The 1,600-nt window shown below is 65.0% G+C and carries 1 protein-coding gene; it reads right to left on the minus strand.

All coding sequences use genetic code 11. The features are described from left to right. Positions 1 to 34: 34 nt before the first annotated feature. A protein-coding gene (locus tag QSJ19_RS26420; RefSeq protein ID WP_502876348.1) for an IS3 family transposase occupies positions 35 to 1,521 on the minus strand; the annotation gives its coding sequence in 2 pieces (ribosomal slippage) (positions 35 to 1,134 and positions 1,134 to 1,521; 1,488 coding nt in all). Positions 1,522 to 1,600: the final 79 nt, after the last annotated feature.

Raw genomic sequence — 1,600 nt, forward strand, 5'->3', positions numbered from 1 at the left:
CGGAACTTGTCAAGGTGTTTGAGACCGGCGGGTGTTAGGCGGCTGCCGGTTTTGTCGGTTCTGGGTGCTCCTGTTCGGGTTTGTTGATCCAGGCGGCGTCGGGCATGTCGAGGATCTTGGGTGCGGGGTCGGTGCGGCCGAATCGTTCGGGCCGAGCCCGCCGTGCTGTGGCGAGGGTTCGTGAACGTTCGGCGGCCACGGTCGGTGCGTGCCCGTAGTGCACGTCGGCGGGGGTGTGCAGGCCGATACCGCTGTGGTGGTGATCGTGGTTGTACCGGTCGGTGAATGTCGCCATAAACTCCCGGGCATGTTGGATCGACCCGAACCGCGCCGGGAAGACGGGCGCGTATTTCATTGTTTTGAACCATGATTCGCTGAACGGGTTGTCGTTGGACACGTGCGGGCGGGAATGCGAGCGCGTCACGCCCAGATCAGCGAGCAACTCGGTGACACTCTTCGACGTCATCGAGGTCCCTCGGTCGGCGTGCACGACGTGCGGGATACCGTGTACCCCGAACACCTCGCGCATCATCTCCACGGCCAGCGGCCCGGACTCGCGGGTTTGCACGTGCACCCCGACGATGTAGCGGGAGTAGATGTCGATCATCACGTACGCGTCGTAATAGACGCCGCGCTGCGGGCCGGCGAGTTTGGTGATGTCCCACGTGTACACCTGGCGTGGGCCGGTGGCCACCAACTCCGGGATTGCCGTGGAGCGGTGGCTGGCCAGCCGTCGGCGTTCTTTGACCTGCTGGTTGGCGCCCAGGATGCGATACATCGTGGAGATCGAACACAGGTAGCAGCCCTCGGCCAGCAACGTCGCATACACCTGGGCCGGTGCGGCATCGACGAACCGGTCACTGTTGAGTACCGCCAGCACCTCCTCACGTTCAGCATCGTCGAGTTTGTTGACCGGCTCGACGCGTTCGGCCGCACGGCGTGGTGTCGCTGCAGCGGTCGCGGCTTGGGCCGGTGCGGCGCGCCGCGCCATGGTGGCCCGCGACATTCCCGTCAACCGTGCGGCCACGCGCCCGGTGGTCCCACAGCTGGTCAGCTCCTCAAACGCGTCCATCAACGCTTGCCGCGCTTGGGCTCGGAATCCGCGCTCTCGGAGATCTGCTCCAAGAGCGCGTGCGCTTTTCCCATGATATCCAGTGCGGTCTGGGTGGTTTCCAACTTGGAGTTGGCCTGGGCTAGTTCCTTCTTCAGCCGGGCGATCTCGGCTTGCTCGGCGGTCAACCCCGACCGGCGAGGCGCCCGCGACACCGCCGCATCATCGGCACCGAGTACCCCGGCATCACGCAGCCGGCGCCACTCACTCATCAACGACGAATACAAGCCCTCACGCCGCAGGTAGGCGCCACCATCGCCGGTTTCACACGCCTTCTCGTACGCCGCGAGGTACCGCAGCTTGTCCTCGGCGGTGAAGCTGCGGCGCCGCCGCGGCCCGCCCCAACCGGAGGGCTGCTCACTACTGCTCATCACCCCATCATCCGGGCCGGTGATAGTTGGAACAGACATCGATACTCATCCTGATCTCGCCCTGCCAAACGGGGGGTTGCTACGAAACGCTGGTCTCAACTCACCCTGACAGACAGGG

It is taken from the genome of Gordonia sp. ABSL11-1 (assembly GCF_030315685.1).
GTDB lineage: Bacteria > Actinomycetota > Actinomycetes > Mycobacteriales > Mycobacteriaceae > Gordonia.